Raw genomic sequence first — 22,207 nt, 5'->3', positions numbered from 1 at the left:
AGCGTACGGGAGGAGAGTTTGTGATGGAGAAGAAACCTTTGAATATAGAGAGCCGGCTGGCACAGATCGGATCGGTGCAGGAACCGGTAACGGGAGCAGTGAATTTTCCGATTTATCAGGCTACGGCATACCGCCATCCTAAATTAGGCCAGAGCACGGGGTTTGATTATGCCCGCACCAAGAATCCGACACGTTCGGTACTCGAGGATGCTTGCGCCGAGCTGGAATCCGGTGACGCCGGCTTTGCCTGCAGCTCGGGCATGGCGGCCCTTCAGACGATTTTTGCGCTGTTCGGTCAAGGCGATCACCTGATTGTGTCGCTTGATCTGTACGGAGGGACGTATCGGCTGCTGGAGCGGATCATGTCCAAGTTCGGGGTAACGGCAACCTACGTGGATACAAACGACTTGGATGCGCTGGAAGGATCCAGACGACCGAACACGAAGGCCGTATTTATCGAAACGCCGACGAATCCGCTCATGATGATTACGGATATCGAAGCCGTCTGTACGTGGGCAAGACGCCATCAATTGATCAGCATCGTGGATAATACGCTGCTAACCCCGTATTTCCAGAGACCCATCGAGCTTGGGGCGGATATCGTCATACATAGCGCCACCAAGTATCTGGGAGGGCATAACGATGTGCTGGCAGGCATCATCGTGACGAAGGGCAAGGAATTATCCGAGGAGATGGCCTTCCTTCATAACTCCATCGGGGCGGTGCTGAGTCCTTCCGATTCCTACCAGTTAATGAGGGGGATGAAGACACTTGCGCTTCGCATGGACCGGCACGAATCGAATGCAACCGCGGTGGCAACCTTTTTGACAACCCACCCGGCGATCGGCGAGGTGTATTACCCTGCTCTGCCGGATCATCCGGGGCATGAGATCCAGAATCGCCAATCCAGCGGCAACACGGGCATCTTCTCCTTCAAGGTGAAGGACGCCCGCTATGTCGAACCGGTGCTGCGGCACATCAAACTGATTGCATTCGCGGAAAGCCTCGGAGGCGTCGAGTCCCTGATGACATACCCGGCGGTCCAGACCCATACGGACATCCCGCTTGAGATTCGGGAAGCGATCGGCGTGGACGACCGCTTGCTTCGGTTCTCGGTCGGCATCGAGCATGCGGATGACCTGATCGCGGATTTGGATGCTGCGCTGGGCGCGGCTATGGCAGAAGTGGAAGGGAGCACGGGAGCATGAGCATCGATAAAGGTCTATCCGGCTTGGGAACGGAAACCAAGCAGGTATCAGTAAAACAGGGACACCAAGAAGAACTTCGTTTCGAGACGAAACTATTGCATTTCGGCGGGGAAATCGACCGGGCAACCGGCGCCTCAAGCGTTCCGATCTATCAAGCCTCGACGTTTCATCATGAAGACGTCTTTAACCCGCCACTGCACGATTACAGCCGTTCCGGCAATCCGACGCGACAGGCGCTGGAAGATTATATCGCCCTCTTGGAAGGAGGCGTGCGCGGCTTCGCTTATGCTTCCGGCATGGCGGCGATCTCCAGCTCGTTCATGCTGCTGTCCGCAGGCGATCACATGATCGTGACGGAGGACGTATACGGCGGAACCTACCGCCTGCTGACCAGCATACTGAGCCGTATGGGCATCGAGAGCACCTTCGTCGACATGACCGATCTGGATCAGGTGAAGGCAGCCCTCAAACCGAATACCAAAGCGGTTTATATGGAAACCCCTTCGAACCCGACCTTGAAAATTACCGACATCGGCGCCGTCACGGATTGGGCGAAGGAGCAAGGCCTGCTTACCCTGCTGGACAATACGTTCATGACGCCGTTCTATCAGCGCCCGATCGAGTTCGGCGTGGATATCGTCATCCACAGCGCAACCAAATTCCTTGGCGGACACAGCGATGTGCTGGCAGGTCTCGCCGTAGCCAGAACCCAGGAGCTGGGAGACCAGTTGAAACAGCTGCAAAATGGTTTGGGCACGGTGCTTGGGGTCCAGGATTCCTGGCTCCTTATGCGGGGCATGAAGACGCTCAGCACTCGGATGGCCCACTCCGAGCAAAGCGCGGCCAAGCTGGCGGCCTGGCTGCAAGGGAGAAGCGACATAGAGCAAGTGTATTACCCCGGCCTCTTGAATCATCCGGGACGGGAAGTCCATGAGAAGCAATCGAGCGGTTACGGCGCGGTTATCTCCTTTGACGTCGGCTCAGGCGAGCGTGCGAAGCAGGTGCTGAACCGCGTGAAGCTGCCGCTGGTAGCCGTCAGCCTGGGAGCAGTGGAGAGCATCCTGTCGTATCCGGCGATGATGTCCCATGCGGCCATGGGCGAGAAGGTTCGGCATGAGCGCGGCATTACCGACGGTTTGCTTCGCTTCTCGGTCGGACTGGAGGATGTGGATGACCTGATTGCCGATTTGGACCAGGCCTTTTCTGCCAGCAACTAAAGATTTTTAAGAAGCAATGAACCTCATTTGAAGATTTGCCAAATCATAGAATTCGGCATCCTGTCACGGACGGGATGTCGTTTTTAATGGCGGAATGTGGTAGGATGGGATAGACGAAGTTTTACTGGTGATTTGTATTTTGTTTTAAGTAGGGAGGCTGCAAGAATGAGTGCGGTAAACCGTATATTGGATAAAGCTTTACGCGGTGAGCGTTTAAATTTGGAAGATACCGTGACCCTTTTTGAGAGTGATGAGATCGAGAAGATTGGCCATGCGGCGGATGTGATGACCAAGCGCCTGCATCCGGATCCCATCACGACGTTTGTTATCGGCCGGAATATCAACTACACCAACATATGTGACGTATTCTGCCGTTTCTGTGCTTTTTATCGCAGACCCGGCTCTTCCGAGGGCTATGTTCTGCCTGATGAGACGATCTTCCAGAAGATTCAGGAAACCGAGGACGTTAACGGCACTGAAATTTTGATGCAGGGCGGAGTCAATCCGGATTTGCCTTTCAATTATTATACGGACCTGCTTCGCAATATTAAGAAGCGGTTCCCTAACATTACGATGCATTCCTTCTCCCCGGCCGAAATCATGAAGATGGTGGAGATCTCCGGGCTCACACTCGAAGAGGTGATGCGCGAGCTTCACAGCGCCGGTCTGGATTCGCTGCCTGGCGGCGGCGCGGAGATTCTGGATGATCGCATCCGCAAAAAAGTCAGCCGTTTGAAAGGTACATGGCGCCAATGGATGGATGTCATGCAGACGGCCCATAAGGTCGGCATGAACACGACGGCTACCATGGTCATCGGTCTTGGCGAAACGATGGAAGAACGGGCGCTGCACATGCTTCGCGTACGTGACGCACAGGATGAATGCATCCAGAACGGGTATGACTCCAAAGGCTTCCTGGCCTTCATTCCGTTTACCTTCCAACCGGACAACACGAACCTCAAGCGCGAGCGCGAAACGCCGGAAGCGTACCTGAAGACGGTAGCCATCGGCCGGCTTGCGATCGACAACGTGCCGAACCTGCAATCGTCCTGGGTAACGATGGGGCCTGAGATCGGCAAGCTGTCACTCAGTTACGGCTGCAACGACTTCGGCAGCACGATGATGGAGGAGAACGTGGTGTCTTCCGCAGGCGCCGTGTACAAGGTCAACATTGAATCGATTATTCAATTAATCCGCGAGACCGGCAACATTCCGGCTCAGCGCAACACCCGGTATGATATCCTTCGCGTGTTCGAGGATAACAGCACCGTGGAGCGCGACTTCGTAATGCAGAACTAATCGCATAACTTATAATCCGCAAGACGGGCCGACTCGGCCCGTTTTTTATTTAGATATCAGAAAGTATAAACTCCAAAACATGAACCTTCCTGATATCGCAATAAAAAATTACATTAAGAGCGGCAGGCCCTTCATGGAATGTGCGTTGATAAACATTTTTAATATGCGCGCTGGGACTTGCTTGTTTTTCCAAGCAGGAGTTCCGTATATACCCGAGCGGGTCCCCATATACTGAAAAGGGAACTCGAAAGGAGTGATTCCATGGAACTGTTCAGCATTTCTGTCGGTACGCGGACGGAAGACGAGAAAAAGGCGTTCCACCGCATATTGTCAGACAAGCAGAAAGAGCTACATAAACAGTGCAAGCCGCTCAAATTCACATTCAGCGCTTCGAATGACCGCGTGATTTGGACGTGCTCCGGCAAGCTTCCGCTGTCTTCGTGGACCGCATCGGCCGACACGCTGCGCCGGCTTGCTGCCGAAGCAGTCACGGCTTACATTCTGGAGGAGAAGGAGCAGGAGATTGCTGCACGGTTAATGTTCTCGGAATTCGAGTTTGATGATGAGGAAGAAGCAGGGCGGATTTTGCAGTGGTTTTTGATGCTCCTGCAAAAAGAAGAAGGCCCGTCCGGGGATTTCTGGCACAGCCGCAAGCGCAAACTGGCTGAAGGCATTTATCAATGCCTTAACGAGGCGCCGGAGCTCAATCTGGACGGTTTCATGACCTTCAGGCTCCAGTCCTATGAACAGGAGCTTCGCGAGATGGCCGAGTACGCGGTGGATGAGTTCATGCTTGATCAGCAGTATGAGGAGTTCGTAAGCCTGCTGAAATATTTCGTTTATTTTCAGGAGCCCAAAATGCCGCTGGTTCACGTCATTCATAAAGGGGAAGAGGACTTTTTGCTGCTGGACGGCAATCTTCGCCCGATCGAACGCCCTCGTGACGACGGACTGGTTATGGAAAGGCTGGACCAGGAGATGGAGATTGAGGATATGGTCGTCAGCACGCTGATTTCGGTATCTCCGGCTCGCATGATTATCCACACGAGGCAGCCGGAGCTTCCCGTCATCGCGACATTGGCCCATATCTTTGATAACCGCGCCGAAGTATGCTGCAGCTGTCCGGAATGCAGCGCGCTTCTGGGAAGCGGACGAATGATGACTTGACGCACCGAAGCGGTCAGGATTATAATTACTGATAAATTCACGTAAAAGCTCTGACAAAGACATGAATCAATCCGGATCCGACCGCTCAGAGAGAGGAAACCTCGGCTGCAATTTCCTCCGGTTCGCCATTGATTTACCCCTTTGTAGCTGTGTCGTCGAACCCGCAAGTCATCAAGAATGCGGATGAGTAGGCTTCACCGGTTCATGACCGTTACTCAATGCTGATGAAGGATCTTAATCGATTATGTACCGGGTACATAAGAGGATGGAGAGATCGAATTAGGGTGGAACCACGGGTATAACACTCGTCCCTTCGCGGGACGGGTGTTTTTTGCATGTTCCGGTATCCTTCGCTGAAGTCCAGGCGGGCTTGTGAACAGCCCAAGGCCTTGCTTCACGGGGAGACTAACGCGTCCTTCATATATGGAAGAAACGTGAAAACTTTTTTGGGGAGGAATACAAGGTGGCTATTAGCATTAAACTGCCTGACGGCTCCGTACGGGAGTATGAGGCCGGCAGCAATATCGAGGATGTGGCTGCGTCGATCAGCAGCGGACTGAGAAAGAATGCCGTTGCGGGAAAAATGGACGGGATCGTCGTGGATTTATCCACTCCGCTTCAGGACGGAGCGCTGATCGAAATCGTTACGCAGGATACGCCCGAAGGGCTTGAGGTGATGCGCCACAGTACAGCGCATTTGCTGGCTCAGGCAACCAAGCGTTTGTATGGACAGAAAGAAGTCAAGCTTGGCGTGGGGCCGGTCATCGAAGACGGCTTCTATTATGACATGGACCTGGAAGAGCCTTTGAATCCGGAGGATCTGCAGAAGATCGAGAAGGAAATGGAACGCATTATCGGCGAGAACCTCCCGATCGTCCGCAAGGAAGTGAGCCGTGCGGAAGCGCTGCGCATTTTCGGCGAGCTTGGCGATCCATACAAACTGGAGCTGATCAACGCCCTGCCGGAGGACAGCATCATCACGATTTACGAGCAGGGCGAATTCTTCGACCTTTGCCGTGGACCGCACGTCCCTTCAACCGGCAAAATCAAGGTGTTCAAGCTGATGAACGTGGCAGGCGCATACTGGCGCGGCGACAGCAAGAACAAAATGCTTCAGCGTGTTTACGGTACGGCGTTTGTGAAAAAAGCGCAGCTCGACGAGCATCTTCGCCTGCTGGAGGAAGCCAAAAAGCGCGACCATCGCAAACTGGGCAAGGAATTGCAAATGTTTACGTTCTCTCAGCTCGTTGGACAAGGCTTGCCGATCTGGCTGCCTAACGGCGCGAAGCTGCGCCGTACCCTGGAGCGTTATATCGTGGACATGGAGGAACGCCTGGGTTACCAGCACGTGTACACCCCTGTACTTGGAAACGTGGAGCTGTACAAAACCTCCGGTCACTGGGAGCACTATCAGGAGGACATGTTCCCGAAAATGGAAATGGACAACGAAGAGCTTGTTCTGCGTCCGATGAACTGCCCTCACCATATGATGGTATATAAGAGCGATATGCACAGCTACCGGGATCTGCCGATCCGCATTGCGGAGCTAGGCATGCAGCACCGCTACGAGATGTCCGGCGCACTGACCGGCCTGCATCGCGTGCGCGCGATGACGCTGAACGACTCGCATATTTTCTGCCGTCCGGATCAGATCAAGGAAGAGTTTGCCCGGGTCATTCAGCTGATCATGACGGTCTACAAGGACTTCGGCATTCACGACTATCGCTTCCGTCTGTCTTACCGGGATCCGCAGGATACCGAGAAGTACTTCCAGAACGACGAAATGTGGGAAATGTCCCAGCGCATGCTGCGTGAAGTAGTGGAGAGCCTGGACATGCCGTTCTATGAAGCGGAAGGCGAAGCTGCCTTCTACGGACCGAAGCTTGACGTTCAGATCCGCACGGCACTGGGCAAGGAAGAAACGCTGTCCACCGTCCAGCTCGACTTCCTGCTGCCTGAGCGCTTTGAGCTGGAATATGTCGGCGACGATGGCCAGAAGCACCGTCCTGTCGTAATCCACCGCGGGATTCTGGGCACCATGGAACGCTTTACGGCATTCTTGCTCGAGAATTTTGCAGGGGCGCTGCCGTTGTGGCTTTCCCCGGTACAGGTCAAAGTCATTCCGGTATCCAACGCCTTTGAAGACTACGCCAAGGAAGTGGCCGAGAAGCTTCAATTCGCCGGTATTTCCGTAGAGCCGGATCTTCGCAACGAGAAGCTGGGCTACAAGATTCGCGAAGCACAGCTCGAGAAGATTCCATACATGTTCATCGTTGGCGAGAACGAGAAAAATGCCGGAGCGGTTTCCGTCCGCAAGCGCGGCGAAGGGGACATCGGGGCCCAGCCGCTGGACGAAATCATCCTCAAGCTGCGTGAAGAAATTAACACCCATGTGGTTTAGTTTAGCCGTAAAAGATAAGTAACCGAGGAAACATGCAGACCTCTGCCATGACGTATATTCTATTCGGGAAGTGGGAACCCTCGCTAGTAAGGGGGAGGTATTCACATGATCCAATGGAAAACATGGCAGAGGTTTTTTGCTGGTTTTATTTTATCAGCCATCTTGTTCAGCGCAGGCTCTACGGCAGTAGAGGCCCGCAATTTGATTCTAAGCGAATCCTACGAATCGACGGACACCCGAAATGTGTATGATCCATCAGAGGAAATACATGGCTCCGATTACGTTGAAATGTCTCGCTTCTATGCGCTGCGCGTGGTAGGTTTTAGTGATATGAATAGATATTTGGAGGTTCCAAGTACGGGGCCGAAGACCAGTGAGCCCGGCAAGAAACGCGAGTCCATGCCGGTGCTTGCCCCGAGGGAGGACCAGGTGCTGCATACGGTGAAGGTAACCGCTACGGGATACACGGCAGGTTACGAGTCGACCGGGAAGAAGCCGGGACATCCCCAGTATGGAATCACCTACTCCGGGGTGAAGGTCAAGCGGGATCGAAATACGCTGTCTACGATTGCCGCGGATCCTGATGTATTTCCGCTCGGCAGCATTCTCTACATTCCCGGCTATGGGTATGGGATCGTAGCGGATATCGGATCAGCCATCAAGGGCCAGAAGATTGACCTCTATTTCTCCACCACCAAGCAGGTGTTTAAGGAGTGGGGGAAAAAGGACGTCGAGGTGCAGGTCATTAAAACCGGAAGCGGCAAATGCACGGAAGCCATGCTGAGAACCTTGGAGGACGCGATTGAGACCTATCGTTTCCTGCCTTCATCCGTGCTGGAGGAAGCCATTTAGGGTAATTTTGCTGCGCGTCTTTGGCAGTAAACATTTAAGAATAATGACACCCTGTTCATCACATACTACTTTTCGGGGGCCAAACCCCTGAAGAGGATGATGGTATCGCAAATGAACAGGGAGGTGAATATTGTGGCTAAAAAGAACAAGGTGCAAGAGAACTTTAAAACACCTAACGAAAAGTTTAACGCTGAGTTTGCTGAAGAGACCAGCATCGCCAGCAACCCAAAAGGGAACTCCAAAGTACAGGAGAACTACAAAAAACCGAACGAGAAGTTTGACGCTGAGTTTGGCGATCTGAACACACCAGGGGACCATTCTGCAAACCGTTAAGGTGTAGATGTCAACGCCCGTTCGTGCAGCAATAAGACCTCCGCTTAAAAGCGGAGGTCTTTTATTATGGAATGATATCCATTTATATCCAGGGACTCGGTCTCGAGACCGAGATCAACTTCATTCCACCGCCGCTAACCCGTTCATCGCAATATGTTGTACACTGTAATTAAGAAAAAATAGAACTGGAAGGCTAGGGGATGACCATGAGTAGAAAAGGATGGAGCCAGCTTAGCAACGGATTGCTGCTCATCGGCATTGGTGTGGTGTTTCTTCTCAATCAGCTCGATATTATACATGTGGACCTTGGTTATATATTCTCGACATTTTGGCCGGTGTTCATCATCTGGTTCGGGCTGCAAAGCTTGATTTATGCCCGTGGCGGAGCATTGTGGGGCTCGATCGTACCGATCGTGATCGGATCGTACTTTCTCGGAAGAAATCTGGACATGATCCATTTCTCTTTCGGCGATTTGATCAAATACGCGATTCCGATCATCCTGATCGGGTACGGATTGCAGGTTATTTTCAAACCGAAGGATCATACGCCGCCGCCATCACCGCCAAGTCCGGGTGATTTCGGCTCGCATCGTCGGGACGATTACGATATCCCGGAGCCGCCTGAAGCGCGTCCGCTGGAATCCTCCCTGGACGAAGAATTCGAGCGAAGATTCGGCAAGCCAGACAAGGCTGACAAGGCTTATGAAGAGTCGGAGTTCGAATCAAGAGACTCGCACGATTCAAGCAAAGGGTACCGCTGGCAGGGACAGCATGAGCGCCCGCGCCAGGAACGTCCGGATCGCAGCAAGTTCAGAGTTCATGTGGATTTTGACGATAACGGCAAAAGCTACGGCGACGGATCGGAATATAAGGATGAACACCACCATCATCAACATCATCATCATCATCACCAATCTTGGCATAGCCATGATACGGTGAACAAGTCCTCTTTTATCGGGGACGTGCACATGGGGAAGGATTATTTCCAGCTGAAGCCGACGAATATTTCGCAGTTCATCGGCGATACGGTACTGGACCTGACCAAAGCTCAAATCCCTTACGGCGAAACGAAAATCAACATCTCGGCGTTTATCGGGGATGTCAAGGTGTTCGTTCCGAACGATTCGGACGTCGGCATTCATGTCACGACCAATTCCTTCATCGGCGATATGAAGGTGCTGGAGGAGTCCCGAAGCGGCTTTATGAGCAATGCCGGCCTGGAAAGCCCGCATTACAGGGAAGCGGGCAAGAAAATTCGAATTACCGTGAGCGTATTTATCGGTGACGTCAAAGTGAATAGGGTAGGTTAATCGTTATGATGGGGATATTGAAAAATACCAAATGGGTGATATTGTTTTATTTTCTGTTGATCGGAGCCGGAGTTGCTGTTTTCCTGTACACAGCAAACCAATCCGGCTACATACATATTGAAGATAACCGGCTGTGGGTGTATTACACGGTCGGTGTACTTCTGTTTACGGGGATTGCGGGATACATCGCGGGACAGCGCATCCAGCGGCCGCTGGATCTGCTTCATCTGAACATGCTGCAGGTTGCCAAAGGAAATCTGAACGTGCGGCTGCCTGCCATGGAAGACGGGTCTTTTGCCAGAGTATACGATGAGTTTAACGGGATGACGGAAGCGCTGGAGAAGAAAATGAAGCTGCTGCAGCGCCTCGGCGAGCAGGATGTCATTGAGAAGGAGATTGCCGCGGAAGCCGCGGTCCTCGAGGAACGGCGCCGGATGGCAAGGGATCTGCACGATACGGTCAGTCAGCAGCTGTTCGCGATCCACATGTCGGCTTCATCCCTCCCGGCGGTACTGAAGCGGAATCCGGAGCAGGGGGACAAAGTGCTCGGCCAGTTGATCGAGATGTCCCATGTGGCGCAGAAGCAGATGCGGGCGCTGATTGCGCAGCTTCGGCCCGTGGAGCTGGAAGGCAGAACCCTTGAAGAAGCACTGGAACGGTGGTTTCCGGATTACTGCCGCCAAAACGGCCTGAAGGGCATGAAGGATGTCGAGCTCTACGGCGGGGTGTCGGATGCGATTGAGCATCAGCTCTTCCTGATCATCCAGGAAGCGGTGGCTAATATCGTGAAGCATGCCGGTGCAGGCCTTGTCAGCATGTCGCTTCGCGAGGACCAGAAACGCGTGATTTTAAGCATCAGCGACGACGGTGTCGGCTTTGACGAGGTGGCAGGCAAGCAGGGATCGTATGGGCTGTCGACGATGCGCGAACGGGCCGAAAAGCTTGGCGGACAGGTCGATATTATAAGCAAGAAGGGCGCGGGAACGACGGTGCGAGTAAATATTCCGTTATTTGAGGCCGAGGGCAATACCGGAGCGGCGGAGGAAGAGAACAAGGATGAGGAAGTGCTGGCTGAGCCAGTGGAATAGAGAGGGGACAACAATCATTATGGGTACGATTCGGATATTGCTGGCTGATGATCATGATATGGTTCGCATGGGGTTAAAAACATATTTATCGTTGGATCCGGGGTTTGAAGTGATCGGAGAAGCAGCGAATGGCCAAGAGGTCGTCGATATGCTGAGAAACGGGGAGGAGGCCGACCGGCCGGATCTCATTCTAATGGACCTGATGATGCCGGTGATGAACGGGGCGGAGACCACGCGCGCGGTTATGTCCGAATTCCCGGATCAGAAGATCGTGATTCTGACCAGCTTTCTCGAAGACGAGCTTGTGGTCGAGTGCATTGAGGCGGGGGCAGTCAGCTACGTGCTAAAGACGGTTTCGGCTGACGAGCTCATTTACGCCCTTCAGGGAGCGTTCCGGGGGATGCCGGTCATGACCAAAGACGTGTCGGAAGCACTCACCAGGGGAATCCGCCGGCATATGGTGAACGGGGATGAATCCGGGCTTACCGAGCGGGAGAAGGAAGTGCTGCTCCTGATTGCCGAAGGCAAGAGCAACAAAGAGATCGGCGAAGAGCTGCATATCAGCATCAAGACGGTCAAAACCCATGTCAGCAATCTGCTGATGAAGTGCGAGCTGGAGGACCGTACGCAATTGGCGATTTATGCCCACCGGAAGGGCTGGGTCAAAATATAGCAATATGTTCTTTTGGTGAGGTATGACCGGGAAGCGTCCCGGTTTTCTTTTTATCTGCCTTTTAATTGTTTTTAAGGTACTATTAAGGTTTATAGTACACAATAAGAACAGTTAATCAATTAGACCACTTGGAAGCAAGTGATTTTAATAGGAGGTAGACCAATGGACGACCAAAGAAAGCGTTACGGGTATCCGGATGATGAGGGAATGAACAACGAAGCGAATAACAATGAAGCAACGAGACGTGAGGAAGCATCCACGGAGAATTCTTCTTATTACTATTCTTACGGACCGTTCCAGTCCATATCGAATAACCGCGACGATGAGAAAACGGAACGGCCTTACCAGAGCCGGGAACCCCAGGAAGTGGAGGTTACCGCTCCGCAGCCCGTTAAACCGATTCCATCTTCCAGCTTCTCGCAGGCCCATTCCTCCGGAAGCCAGGGTGGCGGCGGGCCTGTGGATTCCATGAAAAGAAACAAAGAGTGGAACTACAGCCAGAAGCCCAAAAATTCCGTCAAGACCGTACTATTGTCTTTCTTGGCAGGCGTCCTCGTCATTTCGAGCCTGATGTTTGCCGCTGACCGAACGAATCTGTTTACGCCGGATGCGGCGTACTCATCAGAGCCAGCCCAAGAAACTTCGGCTAACGTCGAGGATAACGGTGGAGATAACGGCGGAGCTACTACCGCATCAGCGATGATCCCATCGAATCCTGGCGACGTATCGGCAGTGGTGGATCAGGCGAGTCCGGCGGTCGTACTGATCGAGACGCTTGTAAACAGCAGCAATAGACAAAGCACGAATCCGAACATGAACGATCCGTTCTGGTACTTCTTCGGCGGCGGTCAATCGAGCCAGGAAGGCAATGGCGGAAACAGCGGAAACGGTGGAAGCAGCAACAACGGAGGTCAGGAATCCCAGCTTCAGCCTTCAGGCATCGGCTCGGGTTTCATCTTTGAGAAGTCGGGATACATCTTGACGAATGAGCATGTCATCCATGGCGCAGATGTGATCCAAGTGACGGTACAGGGTACCAAGAAGCCTTATGAAGCGAAGCTGCTCGGTTCCAGCTATGAGCTCGATTTAGCCGTTTTGAAAATCGAAGGGGCGGATTTCCCATCAGTACAGCTAGGTGACTCCGACTCGCTGAAGGTTGGTGAATGGCTTGTTGCCATCGGCAACCCGCACGGTTTTGAACACACGGTAACCGCTGGTGTACTTAGCTCGAAGGAACGCGAGATCGATATTCAAGGCACGAACGGCGAACAAGACCGCAATTATGAGCACCTTCTCCAGACCGATGCTTCGATTAATCCGGGCAACTCCGGCGGACCGCTCCTCAATCTGAAGGGCGAGGTTATCGGAATGAACGTAGCCGTCAGCGCGGAAGCGCAAGGGATCGGATTTGCGATTCCGTCCAGCACGATCAAGGAAGTCGTGGAATACCTGAAAAATAACGAGGAAGTGCCGAAAGAGCCGGTTCCGTTCATCGGGGCCAGCCTGGGAACGGTCACTCCGCAAATAGCCCAATCCTTGGGTACGGACGTGAAGGAAGGTTCTTACGTTGACAGCGTCGTGTTCCGTTCGCCGGCTTATGAAGCGGACCTGCGCCAATATGACATCATTGTGGGTGTGGATGGTACCAAGTATCCGACCGCGCAGGACCTGATTGAATTGATTCAATCGAAGAAGGTAGGAGACAAAATCACGTTGAATGTGGTGCGTAACGGCAAGAACATGGACCTAGCGCTGACGATCGGCGACAAGAACGATTTTGATCTAACCCAACAACAGCAGCAACAACGGCAACAGCAGCCGTAACCCTGGATAGGCGTGACAACAAGCGGAAGGGACCGTTCCCTTCCGCTTGTCTTGTCCTTGAAGCGACCGATATAATGGGATTGTAACGTCGTACTAAATATAACGCTAAGAAGATAGAGGAGATGCCGCTATGCGATCCCGGATTTTGATTGTAGATGATGATGAGAAGATTATTTCCATGCTGCGCAGAGGGCTTGCGTTTGAGGGCTATGACGTCCTGACCGCATCCAACGGAGCAGAAGGATTGAAAGTGATATTGAGTGAAGACCCGGATGTCGTCGTTCTGGACGTGATGATGCCTCAGGTCGATGGATTTGAAGCGCTGCGCAGACTCCGGGAGGGCGGAAGCACGATACCGGTGCTGATGCTGACGGCAAAGGATGAGGTGGAGAACCGGGTAAAGGGGCTGGATACCGGAGCGGATGATTATCTGGTCAAACCCTTTGCGCTGGAGGAGCTGCTAGCCCGCGTCCGGGCTTTGCTGCGCCGTAAAACCGGGGATGATACCTCGAACCACCGACTGACCTTCGAGGATCTCGTGATGGATACCGACGCAAGGGAGGTCATTCGCGGCGGGCAGAGACTGGAGCTCACGGCCAAGGAATTCGAGCTGCTGCACCTGTTTATGCAAAACCCGAAGCGGGTGCTGTCCCGCGATTTGATTATGGATAAAATATGGGGCTATGACTACAGCGGGGAGTCGAACGTGCTGGAGGTTTATATCGCCATGCTCCGGCAGAAGACCGAGGAACATGGAGGTAAACGGCTGATCCAGACGATCCGCGGAGCCGGCTATATTTTAAGAGGAGATAACTAGCATGTCCATTCGGTTAAGACTGACAGCATGGTATACCGGCATTTTGTTTGTGACACTGCTGATATTCAGCTCGGCGGTGTATGGCTTTGTCCATTTGTATACGTATGAGGAGTTAAAGCAGCGGATTGAGCAGCAAGCTGATAAAATTGGCTTCGATCCAAGCGCATGGGATGTTCAACTCAACCGTTCTTCGGTAAATAGGCTGGAGGATGCTGATCTCTATTGGCAAAACTATACCTTTTATAACGGTAAGCTTATACAGTCCGAAAATATGGCCATAAATAACTTGCAATTTGATTTACCTTCTGTAGAAAAAGCGTTGAAAACAAATAAACCTGTATTTAAAAGGGTTAGCGTAAACGGTAACTCGTTTCTCGTATACGAAGCCCCTGTATCTGAACAAGTTTCACGTAAGCTAGTGGGATGGCTACAAGTTGGTGCAAACACACGCACCATCGAGCAAACCCTGGACCGGCTCCAATCCATCCTCATCATGGGCTCGGCAGCGACACTCGTGATCGCTTCAACCCTAGGATTATTCTTAGCCCGGAAATCCATGAAACCGATCGGCAAGGTCACGGAGGCAGCGGAGCAGATTCAAAAAGGCACCGACCTTAGCGTACGGATCGAATACGACGGGCCTCAGGACGAGATCGGTCAGTTAATCGGCACGTTTAACGGGATGCTTGAGAGGACGGAGAGCTTCTATAAAGAGCTTGAGGATGCCTATGCGGCGCAGCGGCGCTTCGTATCGGACGCTTCCCATGAACTTCGCACCCCGCTGACCACCATCCGGGGCAATGTGGATCTTCTGCAGAAGATGTGGACGGTAGCTCCCGGCGAGAGAGCGGATATGGACGAGGAAATGATCAAACAGATCTCGGTCGAAGCGGTAGGCGATATATCCGATGAAGCGAAGCGGATGAGCCGGCTGGTGAACGATATGCTGTCCCTGGCCCGGGCCGATACAGGGCAGACGTTTGAGCTGGACCCGGTGCCGCTCCAGCCGTTGGTTGAAGAGGTTGCACGGCGCGCTCATTTCCTGGAGAAAACCGCAGAGTGGCATGTCGGAGAGCTGTCTGTCCTGAACGGTGTTTATGTGGAAGGAAATAAGGATTATTTACAGCAGATGCTGTTCATTTTTATCGAGAATGCGTTCAAGTACACGCCTGAGGGTGAGGTCAGTCTGGATGTTGTTCTTTACAAAGGTCAGGTGGGCTTGCGGATATCGGATACGGGAATCGGTATGGATAAGGATGAGGTTCCGTTCATATTCGAACGCTTCTACCGCGCGGATCAGTCGAGAGGCATCACGAGCGGAACCGGACTCGGGCTGTCCATCGCCAAATGGATCATCGATGAGCATAAGGGCTCTGTCGAGGTTGTCACCCGAAGAGGAGAAGGCAGCACCTTTATCGTCTGGCTCCCCGTCGTCTTTGCTCCTCCCCTGGAATAGGGTATAATAGACTAGATCGCTTATGTATTACTACGGAAAGCAGGTGGGGATCATCGAAGTCTTGAAAATATCACCGAGAGGTTATTGTTACGGTGTCGTCGACGCCATGGTCTTGGCGCGTCAGGCGGCGCAGAATCTGGATCTTCCTCGGCCTATTTATATATTGGGCATGATTGTGCATAACAGTCATGTCACGCAATCCTTTGAGGACGAAGGCATCATTACCCTGGACGGTCCGAATCGGATGGAAATCCTGAGCCAGGTGGAGAGCGGAACCGTTATTTTTACCGCACACGGGGTCTCTCCCGAAGTACGCAAGCTTGCGCGGGATAAAGGGTTGACCACGCTCGACGCCACTTGCCCGGATGTCACGAAAACCCATGATCTGATCCGGGATAAGGTAGCCGACGGATATGAGATCATTTATATCGGGAAGAAGGGGCATCCCGAGCCGGAAGGGGCGATCGGGATCGCACCGGAACACGTGCATCTGATCGAGAAAGAAGAAGAAATTGAACAGCTTCAGGTGAAAACATCCCGAATCATCATCACGAACCAGACCACGATGAGTCAATGGGACATCAAGCATATCATGAAGAGCCTGCTCGATAAATTCCCGGGAGCGGAGATTCATAATGAAATTTGTCTTGCAACGCAGGTGCGTCAGGAAGCGGTAGCCGAACAAGCCGGTCAGGCGGATTTAGTGATCGTGGTAGGAGATCCTCGCAGCAATAACTCGAACCGTCTTGCGCAGGTATCCGAAGAGATAGCAGGAGTACCGGCCCATCGTATTGGCGATGTGACGGAACTCAAACGCGAATGGCTTGAAGGAGTAGGCAAAGTGGCAGTTACATCAGGGGCATCAACACCGACTCCGATCACGAAGGAAGTCATCGCCTATTTGGAACAGTATGAACATGATCAGCCGGAAACTTGGGAGATCAAGCGTACGGTGAATATGAGTAAATTGCTTCCGCCTGTTCGGGTGAAGAGCAAATCATAGTTAATGCCATCACAAGCTTATTTTTCAGACCCATCGCAATGATGTTTGCGGTGGGTCTTTTTATGTTTATGGAAAGGAATCGCACCTCTCATTTCATCCTCGCAAATATTCCATGCCGTGTAAGCGTTTCAATTCTCGATTGAATACTATCATTTTTCGTTGAATAGGCAAATGTTTATATTCAATCGTTTATTCTACAATGTTAGACATCAGGTAAACTTCATGGCATAGAACACACGGGGGGTTGGACATGGCGCAAATATCCGTAGAACAGGAACCTGTTCCGAAACGGAAGAAGGAAAGTTTATTGCTTCGCTTTGCTAAACAATGGGATATACAGTTAATGGTGCTACCTGCACTGGCACTCGTTTTTGTGTTTAGCTACATACCGATGTACGGTATTTTAATGGCTTTCCAAGACTTTAACATTTTCAAGGGGATGGGCGACAGCCCGTGGGCCGGATTCAAGCATTTCGAAATGTTTTTTGAATCGCCGGAATTTATGACGGTCATGAGAAACACGATTGTCATCAGTTTGCTCAAGTTTCTTATTGGATTTCCGGCACCGATTCTGCTGGCGCTTATGCTGAACGAAGTTCGACATATGTTCTTCAAGAGACTGGTGCAAACGGTCAGTTATCTTCCGCACTTTCTGTCCTGGGTTATCGTTTCAGGCTTTGCGATTTCGCTCTTGTCAACGGATAACGGCAGCGTGAACATTTTGCTGCAGAAGCTGAATTTGATCGAAGAGCCGATCAACTTCCTGTCGCTACCGGAATATTTCTGGGGAATTCTCGTTACGACAGGGGTATGGAAAGAGATTGGATTTTCCTCCATCGTATACTTGGCGGCGGTTGCCGGGGTTGACCCGCACATGTATGAAGCGGCCGACATGGATGGCGCAAGCAAATTCAGGCAGATTTTCACGATTACGCTTCCATCGATCATGCCGGTCGTCGTTATTTTCATGATTCTTGCCATTGGTAACTTGCTGACTGCAGGCTTCGAAGACATCTTGCTCTTGGCTAAGAACCCGGTATTGCGAGAGGTATCCGACGTTATCGACACATATGTCTATCGAATAGGTATCGAAAACTCCCGATTCTCATATGCAACGGCCGTAGGCTTGTTTAAAGCGGTGATCAGCGTCATGCTTCTGACGATTGCCAACTTGATTGCACGCAAATCAGGAAACAGCTTATGGTAAGAGATCATTATGAGGAAGGGAGCGGGTAATAGTGGTACGTCTAGCATTTGGTGACAAAGTGATGATGGTCATCATTTATATCTTCTTGGCATTCTTGGCCTTTGTAACGTTTTATCCGTTTTGGAACGGACTAGTCATTTCATTTAACTCAGGTTCAGATACGGCAATGGGGGGCGTTACCTTCTGGCCCCGTGATTTTACGCTTGAGAATTACGGCATCGTGTTTCAGGATAACCGGTTGCTGAATGGTTTCAAGATTTCGGTGCTTCGTACCGTGATCGGAACGATTTCCTCCATACTGGTAACCTCCATCTTCGCTTACGGGATGACCAAGCGGGAGCTGATCGGCCGCAAATACTACATGATTATGTGTATCGTTACGATGTATTTCGGCGGCGGCTTGATCCCGACGTTCATGCTCGTTCGCGGTTTGGGGCTGATGGATTCCTTCTGGGTGTTCATTATCCCGAGTTTGGTAAGCGTGTGGAACATGATCATTTTCCGGACATTCTTCAACGGCCTCCCAAGCGGTCTTGAAGAGTCCGCCAAAATCGACGGCTGCGGCAACTGGGGCATTTTCTTTAAGATCATTCTGCCTCTGTCCGGTCCGGTCATCGCAACATTATCGTTGTTTACGGCGGTTTCCCATTGGAATGAATGGTTCTTGCCGAGTATCTACATCAATAACGAGAACTTGCTTCCGATTCAGACCATGCTTCGTCAAATATTGAACTCCAATATTATGTCTGAACAGATGAGCAACCTGGATTCCGCTTCGCAGGCGGTGCTCTCCCGGATGCAAAGTGTAACCTCCAAGTCGTTGTCCATGGCAACCATGATGGTGGCAACGCTTCCGATTATTATGGTGTATCCATTCGTACAGAAGCACTTCGTTAAAGGTGTTCTGGTAGGTTCCCTGAAAGAGTAGGGAAAACAATGCGTGTTGTTTGAAGCCTTAAGCTTTAGACATAAATATCAAGTGTAAAAACGAAAGGGGAAATTAGAGAATGAGGTTGAGAAAGAAATCGCTGACCACGTCCATGACGGCTTTGCTTGCGGCAGCGCTGATGCTTTCTGCATGCGGCGGCGGCGGTGGAACCAAGACTGCTGATCCTTCGCCTGCAGGCGAAAACGGAACCAGCACGCCTCCAACGGAGGCATCCGACAAGTTTGTGCTTGGCGAAACACCGCTTGAGTTCAGTTTCTACGGCCATTATAACGAGTACACCATGCCGCCATGGGGACAAGACGAATCTTCGAAATGGATTAAGGAGAACAAGAAGGTAACCGTCAACGCGATCCATTCGCAAGGTAACGCACAGCAAAAATTCAATACCATGATCGCATCCACGGAGCTTCCGGATGTGATGTGGATGGACCGTGGTCCGGACGTAGAGAAGCTGCGTCAAGCCGATATGCTCGTACCTTTCGATGAATATCTTGATAAATATCCTAACCTGAAAGAGTGGATGGGGGACGAAGGTCTGAACATGCTTCGCTCTCCGGACGGCAAGCTGTATCAGTTCCCGAACTGGTATACGAACCAACCGAACGGTAATGCGGGTTATGTTGTAAACAAGAAGATCTACAAAGAGCTTGGCGAGCCTAAGCTGGAAACGACGGATGATCTGTATGAATACCTGAAAGCCGTCAAAGCGAAATACGGCGATCAAGTGGTTCCTTATGAACCGCACGTACAAGGTCAAGGTATCGAGGTGCTGTACTCTGCATTTGCAGAAAACGCTCTGACTCGTTGGATCAGCATCCGCGGTGTGCCTAACGGCGATAAGCTGACTTCGATCTTTACGGATCCGATTTTCCGCGAGTCGATGCAGTATTCCGCGAAGTTGTTCCGCGAGAAATTGATTTCTCAGGATGCCATGACCCAAACGGCTGACCAAGTCAAAGAAAAAGTGAACACGGGACGCGTTGCTGTGTATGCAGCTTCGAGCCCGACGGAAAATGCAATGAACGCCCACGCTGAATTGACGGCGAAGGATCCGGAAGCCGGTTACTTCATGATCTGGCCGATTCACAAGGAAGGCCTGGACAAGAACAAGATCTTCCCTGGTACTTATACGCAATTGGGTTGGAACGTAAGCGTCATTACGAAATCCGCTAAAGATCCCGAAGCGATATTCGCATTCTTGGATTGGTACACAGGTCCTGAAGGCCAAAGCGTTCTCATGTGGGGGCCTCCAGGAGGATACTGGGACGGATTTGAAGAGGATGGCGTAACACCGAAGTTCACCGAGAAATATGTAACGGATGCTGCCGGTCTCGGCAAGCTGCAAGCCATCACAACGAATCTTCACTGGAATGGTAACACCGTGTTTGTTGATACAGCGAAAGCGAAATACGAGAGCACGTTGCCGGAAGAGCAGCGCAACTGGTCCACTCGCTGGCAATATGAAGTCACTTGGAAAACTCAAGCCAATGCCACGGAGTACATTAACCTCGATCCGGCTCCGGACAGCGAGGAAGGAATTATTCGTCAACGCGTAGAAGATATTTTTACGGAATCCAGAGCGAAAGCCCTGTACGCGAAGGATGATGCCGAAGTGTTGGCAATCCTCGACAAGGCTGAAGCCGATGCCCAATCTGCAGGATACGATAAGCTGCTTGCATTCAAAACAACGAAATGGCAAGAAAACGTTGCTAAAATGAAAGGCCAATAATTAATTTTTGCTTAAACCAAGAAGGGTATGCTGCTTATGCAGTATACCCTTATCGGAATTTATGGGGGAGATGATACCCGTGTATAAAGTGCTGCTGGCAGACGACGAAATACTGGACCTAGAGGGCATGAAAAGCTTTATTCCATGGGAAGATCTCGGAATGAAAGTGATCGATTCGGTCAATAACGGCTTTGCTGCTTGTGAGGTGCTCGAAAGTGAGAAGGTCGACATCCTCGTTACCGATGTACGCATGCCGAACATGACCGGGCTTGAGCTAGCTCAGCGGGCACTGAAATTGCAGGAGGAGCTCCGGATTATCTTCGTAAGCGGTTACCAGGACTTTGGTTACGTGAAGCAGGCGATTGCTTTGAACGCATGCAGTTATGTGTTAAAGCCGATGGAGGACCAAGAGCTGATCGATGCATTAACGAAGGTTAGAATGGAGCTGGATCGTCTTCATGAACGTAAGGAGACGGAGGAAGCTTACCAGCAGATGATCCCCATCCTCAAAAATCAGTATCTCCTGCAAATCCTTCAGCGGCCCTATGACGGAGCCATCCTGGACATTATCAAGCGGGAGTACCGGCTGACAGAGCTTCATTGGCCGGTCTGCGTCATTCTGCTGGAGCTTGATAATGTGAGCACCTGGCGAACCGGCTCGCTCGATTCCGAGGAAAAGCTGAGTGCCATAGAGGAGTATTTCACGAGACTGCATAAACTGCTTGAACAGCGCGGCTTTGAATATATATGCAAGGTAACCGATCAGCGAACGGCCGTACTCCTTAACGGGGGCCGGGGCAAGGAAGAGATTCAAGCCCTGCTGGAGGAATTAAAACGGGAATATAACTATTCGATGACGGTCGGGGAAGGCAGGGCTGTCCATCAGCTGGAGCAGCTTCACACGTCGTACATGGAAGCTTTGGACGCGCTGGATTATAAGATGTTCCGGGGCAAGGGCAAATGGATCCTGTACAGCGAGGTGCCGACCGAGGACCGGGAAGACGTAAAAAGCCTCGACATCCGTTTGGATGCTTTATTTACAGCCATGACGGAGTATGATATCGTTCGTATCTATGACGAACTGGAAGCGATTCAACTGCTGGCATCCAGCATCCGATCCAAGTTCACCATACGCAATTTGGCCGTGTATATCATGGTGAAGCTGGAAGGACATCTGCAAGCGATGAACGAAGAGTTATATCGTATGGCAGGACTGGAGCTCAAAAACCTGGATATTCTGCTTCAATTCGAAACGATGGATGATATTTTCTCATGGCTCCGCATGAAGGCAATGGAAATTTCGGAAATGCTCAAGAACCGCAAATCAACCAAGAATGGCAGGCTGGTCGAAGAGATTATAGAGAATATCCAGGCTCGCATGCACGAGAATATTACGCTGCGGGATATGGCGAACCGGTTTTCTTTTTCACCGAATTATCTCGGGGTGCTCTTCAAGGAAGAAACCGGGCACAACTTTAGCGATTATGTAATCAAGCTCCGGATGGAGCGCGCCAGGGATCTCCTCAAGACGACCAAGCTCAAAATATATGAAATTGCATCACAGACAGGTTATCAGTATCTGCCTTATTTCAGCAGGCAGTTTAAGGAAATGTATGGAATGACGCCTCTGGAATACCGGCGCAAGCACTCGTAACTTGCAAAATTCAGATTAGA

At 51.6% G+C, this 22,207-nt stretch carries 18 protein-coding genes; all 18 read left to right on the top strand.

Annotated elements, in window-relative coordinates; all coding sequences use genetic code 11:
• Positions 1-23: 23 nt before the first annotated feature.
• Complete coding sequence (locus MHI43_RS25770) at positions 24-1,208, top strand: PLP-dependent transferase (protein ID WP_015737126.1); 1,185 nt, start codon at positions 24-26, stop codon at positions 1,206-1,208.
• Positions 1,205-2,425, top strand: a complete 1,221-nt coding sequence (locus MHI43_RS25765; protein ID WP_049788738.1) for an aminotransferase class I/II-fold pyridoxal phosphate-dependent enzyme — start codon at positions 1,205-1,207, stop codon at positions 2,423-2,425. The genes MHI43_RS25770 and MHI43_RS25765 overlap by 4 nt, the downstream gene beginning before the upstream one ends.
• A gap of 165 nt (positions 2,426-2,590) precedes the next feature.
• Positions 2,591-3,724, top strand: coding sequence for a cyclic dehypoxanthinyl futalosine synthase (gene mqnC / locus MHI43_RS25760; RefSeq protein ID WP_015737124.1), 1,134 nt, complete (start codon positions 2,591-2,593; stop codon positions 3,722-3,724).
• A 261-nt stretch (positions 3,725-3,985) separates the two neighbouring features.
• Positions 3,986-4,891 (top strand): putative sporulation protein YtxC, encoded by a 906-nt coding sequence (locus MHI43_RS25755; RefSeq protein WP_036659963.1) that lies wholly within the window; start codon positions 3,986-3,988, stop codon positions 4,889-4,891.
• Positions 4,892-5,354: 463 nt separating this feature from the next.
• Entirely contained in the window at positions 5,355-7,292 is a 1,938-nt protein-coding gene (gene thrS, locus MHI43_RS25750) for a threonine--tRNA ligase (RefSeq protein ID WP_036659961.1), read from the top strand.
• A gap of 105 nt (positions 7,293-7,397) precedes the next feature.
• Complete coding sequence (locus MHI43_RS25745) at positions 7,398-8,144, top strand: 3D domain-containing protein (RefSeq protein WP_009594309.1); 747 nt, start codon at positions 7,398-7,400, stop codon at positions 8,142-8,144.
• A 132-nt stretch (positions 8,145-8,276) separates the two neighbouring features.
• Positions 8,277-8,477, top strand: a complete 201-nt coding sequence (locus MHI43_RS25740; RefSeq protein ID WP_009594314.1) for a hypothetical protein — start codon at positions 8,277-8,279, stop codon at positions 8,475-8,477.
• Positions 8,478-8,677: 200 nt separating this feature from the next.
• Complete coding sequence (gene liaF / locus MHI43_RS25735; RefSeq protein WP_015737120.1) at positions 8,678-9,787, top strand: cell wall-active antibiotics response protein LiaF; 1,110 nt, start codon at positions 8,678-8,680, stop codon at positions 9,785-9,787.
• Between the two features lie 5 nt (positions 9,788-9,792).
• On the top strand, positions 9,793-10,875 hold the full coding sequence (locus MHI43_RS25730; protein WP_015737119.1) for a sensor histidine kinase: 1,083 nt from the start codon (positions 9,793-9,795) through the stop codon (positions 10,873-10,875).
• A gap of 19 nt (positions 10,876-10,894) precedes the next feature.
• Positions 10,895-11,548: a response regulator transcription factor gene (locus MHI43_RS25725; RefSeq protein WP_009594299.1), complete on the top strand. Its 654-nt coding sequence runs from the start codon at positions 10,895-10,897 to the stop codon at positions 11,546-11,548.
• A 162-nt stretch (positions 11,549-11,710) separates the two neighbouring features.
• Complete coding sequence (locus MHI43_RS25720; protein WP_036659958.1) at positions 11,711-13,372, top strand: trypsin-like peptidase domain-containing protein; 1,662 nt, start codon at positions 11,711-11,713, stop codon at positions 13,370-13,372.
• Positions 13,373-13,502: 130 nt separating this feature from the next.
• Positions 13,503-14,189, top strand: coding sequence for a response regulator transcription factor (locus tag MHI43_RS25715; protein WP_009594308.1), 687 nt, complete (start codon positions 13,503-13,505; stop codon positions 14,187-14,189).
• 1 nt (position 14,190) lies between these two features.
• On the top strand, positions 14,191-15,645 hold the full coding sequence (locus MHI43_RS25710; RefSeq protein WP_015737117.1) for a HAMP domain-containing sensor histidine kinase: 1,455 nt from the start codon (positions 14,191-14,193) through the stop codon (positions 15,643-15,645).
• Positions 15,646-15,697: 52 nt separating this feature from the next.
• Complete coding sequence (locus tag MHI43_RS25705; protein ID WP_015737116.1) at positions 15,698-16,648, top strand: 4-hydroxy-3-methylbut-2-enyl diphosphate reductase; 951 nt, start codon at positions 15,698-15,700, stop codon at positions 16,646-16,648.
• 250 nt (positions 16,649-16,898) lie between these two features.
• A complete protein-coding gene (locus tag MHI43_RS25700) occupies positions 16,899-17,855 on the top strand; it encodes an ABC transporter permease subunit (protein ID WP_009594311.1) in 957 nt (318 codons plus the stop codon).
• A gap of 31 nt (positions 17,856-17,886) precedes the next feature.
• Positions 17,887-18,783, top strand: a complete 897-nt coding sequence (locus MHI43_RS25695) for a carbohydrate ABC transporter permease (protein WP_009594306.1) — start codon at positions 17,887-17,889, stop codon at positions 18,781-18,783.
• 79 nt (positions 18,784-18,862) lie between these two features.
• A complete protein-coding gene (locus MHI43_RS25690; RefSeq protein ID WP_036659957.1) occupies positions 18,863-20,533 on the top strand; it encodes an extracellular solute-binding protein in 1,671 nt (556 codons plus the stop codon).
• A 79-nt stretch (positions 20,534-20,612) separates the two neighbouring features.
• Positions 20,613-22,187 (top strand): helix-turn-helix domain-containing protein, encoded by a 1,575-nt coding sequence (locus MHI43_RS25685; RefSeq protein WP_015737114.1) that lies wholly within the window; start codon positions 20,613-20,615, stop codon positions 22,185-22,187.
• The last annotated feature ends 20 nt before the right edge of the window (positions 22,188-22,207 follow it).

The sequence above is a fragment of the Paenibacillus sp. FSL H8-0457 genome (assembly GCF_038051935.1).
Lineage (GTDB): Bacteria > Bacillota > Bacilli > Paenibacillales > Paenibacillaceae > Paenibacillus_AQ > Paenibacillus_AQ lautus_A.
Note: the sequence above shows the minus strand (reverse complement) of the source record. Positions and strands in the feature narration are given on the sequence as shown.

Coding starts and splice junctions, on each gene's coding strand:
- MHI43_RS25770 (WP_015737126.1), top strand. CDS start 24: ATGGAGAAGAAACCTTTGAATATAGAGAGCCGGCTGGCACAGATCGGA.
- MHI43_RS25765 (WP_049788738.1), top strand. CDS start 1,205: ATGAGCATCGATAAAGGTCTATCCGGCTTGGGAACGGAAACCAAGCAG.
- mqnC (WP_015737124.1), top strand. CDS start 2,591: ATGAGTGCGGTAAACCGTATATTGGATAAAGCTTTACGCGGTGAGCGT.
- MHI43_RS25755 (WP_036659963.1), top strand. CDS start 3,986: ATGGAACTGTTCAGCATTTCTGTCGGTACGCGGACGGAAGACGAGAAA.
- MHI43_RS25745 (WP_009594309.1), top strand. CDS start 7,398: ATGATCCAATGGAAAACATGGCAGAGGTTTTTTGCTGGTTTTATTTTA.
- liaF (WP_015737120.1), top strand. CDS start 8,678: ATGACCATGAGTAGAAAAGGATGGAGCCAGCTTAGCAACGGATTGCTG.
- MHI43_RS25730 (WP_015737119.1), top strand. CDS start 9,793: ATGATGGGGATATTGAAAAATACCAAATGGGTGATATTGTTTTATTTT.
- MHI43_RS25725 (WP_009594299.1), top strand. CDS start 10,895: ATGGGTACGATTCGGATATTGCTGGCTGATGATCATGATATGGTTCGC.
- MHI43_RS25720 (WP_036659958.1), top strand. CDS start 11,711: ATGGACGACCAAAGAAAGCGTTACGGGTATCCGGATGATGAGGGAATG.
- MHI43_RS25715 (WP_009594308.1), top strand. CDS start 13,503: ATGCGATCCCGGATTTTGATTGTAGATGATGATGAGAAGATTATTTCC.
- MHI43_RS25710 (WP_015737117.1), top strand. CDS start 14,191: ATGTCCATTCGGTTAAGACTGACAGCATGGTATACCGGCATTTTGTTT.
- MHI43_RS25700 (WP_009594311.1), top strand. CDS start 16,899: ATGGCGCAAATATCCGTAGAACAGGAACCTGTTCCGAAACGGAAGAAG.
- MHI43_RS25690 (WP_036659957.1), top strand. CDS start 18,863: ATGAGGTTGAGAAAGAAATCGCTGACCACGTCCATGACGGCTTTGCTT.